Origin of the sequence: Streptomyces sp. BE303 (genome assembly GCF_036290945.1) — a bacterium.
GTDB lineage: Bacteria > Actinomycetota > Actinomycetes > Streptomycetales > Streptomycetaceae > Kitasatospora.
This window is the reverse complement of sequence record NZ_JAQYWZ010000590.1, coordinates 1-6,146: the sequence shown is the minus strand read 5'-3', so window position 1 is coordinate 6,146 and position 6,146 is coordinate 1. Positions and strand designations below refer to the sequence as shown.

Below are 6,146 nucleotides of genomic sequence, written 5' to 3'. Positions count from 1 at the left end.
CGGCCTCCGGCTACCAGCTGCGCACCTTCGACCTCTCGGCCTACGCGGGCCAGTCGGTGACGATCAAGTTCACCGGCACCGAGGACGCCTCGCTGCAGACCAGCTTCGTGATCGACGACACCGCGATCGCCACGAGCTGACCCGGCGCCGGTAGACCCGGCAAGGCCAGGTAAGACAGGGGCAGGGCCCGGCGGCTTTCGGCCGCCGGGCCCTGTGGCGTACCCGGGCGGCGCCGTGAGTTCCCGGAAACCCGCCGGTCACGCCGGAGCAACCGGAGGGCAACACGAAACACGCGTGAAACGCGGCCGTCCGCGACCGGAAATCCGGCCTCGCCACACTTCCGGCACGCGCTCCGCCGCAGGACGGCGGCGGAAGATGCTGTCACAGGACCCCGCCGCAGGACCACGTCGCAGGACCCCCGGAGGTACCCCATGCCCCTGGCCGCCTTCCCGGCCGACCACCCGGCCGATCATCCGGTCGGCCACCTGGCCGCTCGTCTGGCCGACGCGCCGGCCGCCGGAGCGCCGCCCGTCATCGACACCGGCGACACCGCCTGGCTGCTCGCCAGCACCGCCCTCGTCCTGCTGATGACGCCCGGCCTGGCGCTGTTCTACGGCGGTATGGTCCGCACCAAGAGCGTGCTCAACATGATCATGATGAGCTTCGTCTCGATCGCCGTCGTCACCGTGGTCTGGCTGCTGGCCGGCTACTCGCTCGCCTTCGGCCCGGACGCCGGCGGCTGGGGCCTGATCGGCGGCCTGGACCACCTGGGGATGGCCGGGATCACCCCGTCCTCGGTCACCGGCCGCGTCCCCACCGTGCTGTTCGCCACCTTCCAGCTGACCTTCGCGATCATCACCGCCGCGCTGATCAGCGGTGCCATCGCGGACCGTGCCAAGTTCGGCTCCTGGGTGGCCTTCACCGCCGTCTGGACGCTGCTGGTCTACGTCCCCGTCGCCCACTGGGTGTTCGCGCCCGGTGGCTGGATCCTGTCGAAGCTCGGCGCGCTGGACTTCGCCGGCGGCACCGTCGTCGAGGTCAACTGCGGGGCGAGCGGCCTGGCCCTGGCGCTGCTGCTCGGCCCGCGGATCGGCTTCCGGAAGGAGGCGATGCGCCCGCACAACCTGCCGCTGGTCCTGCTCGGCGCCGGCCTGCTCTGGTTCGGCTGGTTCGGTTTCAACGCGGGCTCGGCGCTGGGCGCCAACGGGCTGGCGGCCTCCGCCCTGCTCAACACCCAGGCGGCCGGCTGCACCGGGCTCCTCGGCTGGCTGATGGTGGAGAAGCGGCGGGACGGCCACGCCACCACCCTGGGCGCGGCCTCCGGCGCGGTGGCCGGCCTGGTCGCCATCACGCCGTCCTGCGGCAGCGTCGACCTGCCCGGCGCCCTCCTGATCGGGCTGGCGGCGGGAACGGTCTGCTCGTACGCGGTGAGCTGGAAGTTCCGCTTCGGTTTCGACGACTCGCTGGACGTGGTGGGCGTGCACTTCGTGGCCGGGGTGATCGGCACCGCGCTGATCGGCCTGTTCGCCACGGCCACGATGACCGGCGGCCCGGCCGGGCTCCTGCACGGCGGCGGCTTCGGGCAGCTGGGCAAGCAGGCGGTGGCGATCCTGGCCGTCGCCGCCTACTCCTTCGCGGCCACCTACGGGATCGGCCGGGTGATCGGCCGGGTGATGGGCTTCCGCGCCGACGAGGAGCAGGAACTCACCGGCCTGGACCTCGCCGTGCACGCCGAGACCGCGTACGATCACGGCGTCCTGGGCCACGGCGTGCTGGGGCAGGGGGCCGCCGTGTTCTCGGCCGCCCACGGCCCCGACCGCACCGCCGCCACCGTGCTCGCGCACCCGTCCGACAAGGCGCCCTCCGCATGAAGCTGATCACCGCGATCGTCAAGCCGTTCAAGCTGGACGACGTCAAGAGCGCGCTGCAGGCCGTCGGCGTGCACGGACTGACCGTCAGCGAGGCCAGCGGGTACGGGCGTCAGCACGGTCACACCGAGGTGTACCGGGGCGCGGAGTACCGGATCGACCTGGTGCCGAAGGTCCGGATCGAGGTCGTCGTCGAGGACGAGGACGCCGACCTGGTGATCGAGGAGATCGTCCGGGCCGCCCGGACCGGCAAGATCGGCGACGGCAAGGTCTGGGCGGTGCCGGTGGAGACCATCGTCCGGGTCCGCACGGGGGAGCGCGGACCGGACGCGGTGTAGGTCCGCGCCCGTCCGGTCGGGGCCAGGGCCCCGACCGGAGGGTCCCGGCTCGGCGCGCGTGCTCCGGCCCGTGCCGGTGTGCCCGCGTCACCGGCTCCGTCCGTCGAGCCCCGGGATCTGCCGCCAGGCGCCGTCGGTGGCGGCCTCCTGCCACCACGTCAGGTCGTGCGGCGGGGCGTCCCTGGTCCGCCGGGCGTGGAGGATCGGGTCGTCGGGGTCGTGCAGGGTGCCGTTGTGGACGGCGACCGCGACCCGGGTGCCGTCCGGCAGGGGTGTCCAGATCCGGTACGTGACCCAGCCGGTGGCGGCCGTCTCCAGGACCTCGACGACCTGCGGGTCCCGGCCGGGCCCGGGGACCGTCGAGCAGCGGTAGCCGGCCTCCCGCTCCCCGTCGGTGCGGAGCTCGCAGGTGGGGGCGGCGGCCTGTGAGGCCGGGCCGTGCACCTCGACGGAGACGGTGGCCGCGCCCCGACCGTCGTCGTACCTGGTCCAGAGCACGGCGTCGGCCGCCGGGTCGAGGGCGAGCTGGTCGGCGCCGGGCTCAGGGTCCAGCCGGGTGCCTGGGCCGAGCAGGCCGGCCAGCGCGGACTGCAGCGCGGTGCGCTGACGCGCCCGCAGGAGCTCCGGGCCGGCGTCGGCGGTTGGCGCGGTCGCCGAAGCCGTCGCGGCCGTGCCGTTCGGGGCGGAGGTCGGGGCGGCCGGGCCGGTGCCGACGCCGGCCGGCCCGGGCAGACCCGTCAAGGCGACGGTGACGGCCAGCGCGAGCACGGCGCCGGCCGAGGCGGCCGTGCCCAGCCGTCGGCGACGGCGCAGCACGCGGCCGTGCCGGGTGGCCTCGGCGATCATCACGGCGACCGGCGGGTGCAGGTCCTGGACGCTGTCGGCGAGCAGCCTGCCCAGGTCGTGTTCGAGGTCCGGGTCGGGGGCCATGGCGGGGCTCCTGGTGGCGGTGGGTCGGGGCGGGGCGTCCGGGGCGGGGCGTCCTGGGCGGGGCCGGCGAGGCGGGGCCGGCCGGGTCGGGGTGGCCGTCAGGGCCGGAACAGCAGTTCGCGGTCGTCCGCAAGGATCTCGCGCAGCCGGGCGAGCGAGCGGGTGGAGAGCCCCTTGACGGCGGCCGGGGTGGTGCCGAGCATCTCGGCGACGGCCTCGATGGGGTGGTCCTCCAGGTAGCGCAGGACGACCACGGCGCGGTTGCGGGGCGGCAGCGTGCGCAGGGCCGCGACCAGGGTGAGCCGCAGCTCGGAGCCGTTGGCGGGGTGGTCGTCGGGGCGGACCGGGGTGTCGGGGAGCTCGGCGACGGCGATCTCGCCGGAGCGGCGCAGCCGTCGGTGGGAGAGGTAACAGCGGAGCAGCACCTTGCGGGCGTAGGCGTCGATCGACGGTTCGTCGTCGCCCCGGCGGAGCCGGCCCCAGACCGAGTAGAGCTTGGCGAGGGTGGTCTGGACGAGGTCCTGGGCCTGGTGCCAGTCGCCGCACATCAGGTAGGCGACCTGGAAGAGCCGTCCGGCCCGATTGGCCGCGAACTCCTCGAAGTCGCCCGCCCTGTCCATGCCGTCCCCCGCGCGTGTGCTGCTCGTGCCGTGTGCTGCCCGGGCCGGTGCTGCCCGTGCGTGTGCTGCTCGTGCCGTGTGCTGCCCGGACGCGCGCTCGCGCCGGTGCCTCCGGTACCGATCGTTCTCGGCCACCGTTCTTATCCACGCTGCGGGGACCGGGAAAGTCGCACACGAGTTTTTCGGGCTGCCGAAACGTTCCTTCCAGGCCCTTGACGGGCCTCGGTGTCGACTCTAGGTTCAGCGCTGCAAGTTTCCTGAAAGTTTCAGCAAGCTTTCGCACGCAGTACCCGGGCTGCCCCCACCCCAGCCACCCCAGGAGACAACGTGGTCACCACCGCCCCCGCCCGCCGGCCCGCCCGGACGGCCGGCGCACTCGCCGCCTCGGCGACCCTCGCGCTCTCGCTCACCGCGGCCCTCGCCGCCGCCCCCGCCGCGCAGGCGGCCCCGCCCGGCAACGGCAGGGACGTCACCGCGACGCTCTTCGAATGGCGCTTCGACTCGGTCGCCAAGGCCTGCACCGACACCCTCGGCCCGAAGGGCTACGGCTTCGTCGAGGTCTCGCCGCCCCAGGAACACATCCAGGGCGGCCAGTGGTGGACCTCCTACCAGCCGGTCAGCTACCGGATAGCCGGGCGACTCGGCGACCGGACCGCCTTCAAGAACATGATCGACACCTGCCACGCCGCCGGCGTCAAGGTGATCGCCGACGCGGTGATCAACCACATGTCGGCCGGCGCCGGGACCGGCACCGGCGGCACCGCGTACGGCAAGTACGCCTACCCCGGCTTCTACCAGGACCAGGACTTCCACTCCTGCCGCACCGCGATCAGCAACTACAACGACCGCTCCAACGTGCAGAACTGTGAGCTGGTCAACCTCTCCGACCTCGACACCGGCAGCGCCCACGTCCAGCAGACCGTCGCGCGCTACCTCGACGACCTGGCCTCGCTGGGCGTCGACGGCTACCGGATCGACGCGGCCAAGCACATCGCCGCCGCAGACCTCGCAGCGATCAAGGCCAGAACGGCGAACCGGCAGGCGTACTGGGTGCAGGAGGTCATCTACGGCGCGGGCGAACCGGTCCAGCCCTCCGAGTACACCGGTACCGGCGACGTCGACGAGTTCCGCTCCGGCACCTGGCTGAAGAGCGCGTTCCAGGGAGGACGGCTCGCCGACCTGTCCGGCTGGGGTTCCGGCCTGCTCCCGACCGACAGGGCCCGGACCTTCGTCGACAACTGGGACACCGAGCGGAACGGCTCCACGCTCACCCACAAGGACGGCTCGGCGTACACCCTGGCCAACGTCTTCCTGCTGGCCCACCCGTACGGCGCGCCCAACGTCTACTCCGGCTACGCCTTCACCGGTCACGACGACGGCCCGCCCAACGGCGGCACCGTCAACGCCTGCTACCAGGACGGCTGGAACTGCACGCACGCCTGGCGCCAGGTGGCCAACATGGTCGGCTTCCGCAACGCGGTGGCCGGCACCGGGCTGACCGACTGGTGGTCCAACGGCAACAACGCGATCGCCTTCGGGCGCGGCGGCAAGGGATTCGTGGCGGTCAACCGGGAGGGCGGGGCGATCACCCGGACCTTCCAGACCTCCCTGCCGGCCGGCAGCTACTGCGACGTCCAGCACGGCGACGCGGCGGCCGGCGGCTGCACCGGTCCGTCCTACACGGTCGGCCCGGACGGGCGGTTCACCGCCACCGTCGGGGCGGGGGACGCGGTCGCGCTCCACGTCGGTGCGCCCGGGAGCGGCACGGTGGTGACCGGCGGGGCCTCCTTCGCGGTCAACGCGACCACCGCGTGGGGCCAGAACGTCTTCGTGGTCGGCGACAACGCGGCCCTCGGCGGCTGGGACGCCGGCCGCGCGCTGCCGCTCTCCTCGGCCGCCTACCCGGTGTGGAAGGCGGACGTCGCGATGGCCGCCGGAACGGCCTTCGCCTACAAGTACGTCCGCAAGGACGCCGCCGGGAACGTCACCTGGGAGTCCGGCGCCAACCGGACCGCCACCGTGCCGGCCTCGGGCCGGGTGAGCCTGAACGACACCTGGCGAGGCTGAACCACAGCCCTGCCCGTGCCCCGACGGACGGCCGGCCCCCGCTTCACTGCGGGCGCCGGCCGTCCTCTGCACGAAGCCCCTTCGGCGGAAGCCCTCTCGGTGGCTCCGGTGGCTCCGGTGGTTCCGGTGGTTCCGGTGCCTTCGGTGCGGTGGCGGTCCTCGTGGCTCCGGCGCCCTGGGAGCTAGCCCCAATGCCGTGTAGATAGAGCCGTGGGTGGCCGCGTCAAGTCGCCTGAAATGGGACGGAGCTCCTGCTAGAACCGTGTCGACCAAGATCACTGTTCGGTAGGAGCTCCGTTGGGTGCCAAGTCTGTCATCTCTCG

The 6,146-nt window shown here is 73.2% G+C and carries 5 protein-coding genes; 3 read left to right on the top strand and 2 right to left on the bottom strand.

Going from position 1 to position 6,146, the window contains the following annotated elements; genetic code table 11:
* The first annotated feature begins 431 nt into the window (after positions 1-431).
* The gene (locus PUR56_RS12975) at positions 432-1,871 is read left to right on the top strand and encodes an ammonium transporter (protein WP_329881731.1); all 1,440 of its coding nucleotides are present in this window, start codon (positions 432-434) and stop codon (positions 1,869-1,871) included.
* Positions 1,868-2,206: a P-II family nitrogen regulator gene (locus tag PUR56_RS12970; protein WP_327676485.1), complete on the top strand. Its 339-nt coding sequence runs from the start codon at positions 1,868-1,870 to the stop codon at positions 2,204-2,206. Before PUR56_RS12975 ends, PUR56_RS12970 begins: the two co-directional genes overlap by 4 nt.
* Before the next feature lie 87 nt (positions 2,207-2,293).
* On the opposite strand, the gene PUR56_RS12965 is transcribed toward PUR56_RS12970, so the two are convergent.
* On the bottom strand, positions 2,294-3,136 hold the full coding sequence (locus PUR56_RS12965; RefSeq protein WP_329881730.1) for a hypothetical protein: 843 nt from the start codon (positions 3,134-3,136) through the stop codon (positions 2,294-2,296).
* A 98-nt stretch (positions 3,137-3,234) separates the two neighbouring features.
* Complete coding sequence (locus PUR56_RS12960) at positions 3,235-3,756, bottom strand: SigE family RNA polymerase sigma factor (protein WP_329881729.1); 522 nt, start codon at positions 3,754-3,756, stop codon at positions 3,235-3,237.
* A gap of 327 nt (positions 3,757-4,083) precedes the next feature.
* Between PUR56_RS12960 and PUR56_RS12955 the strand changes: the two genes are divergently transcribed.
* Positions 4,084-5,823, top strand: coding sequence for a carbohydrate-binding module family 20 domain-containing protein (locus tag PUR56_RS12955; protein ID WP_329949008.1), 1,740 nt, complete (start codon positions 4,084-4,086; stop codon positions 5,821-5,823).
* Positions 5,824-6,146: the final 323 nt, after the last annotated feature.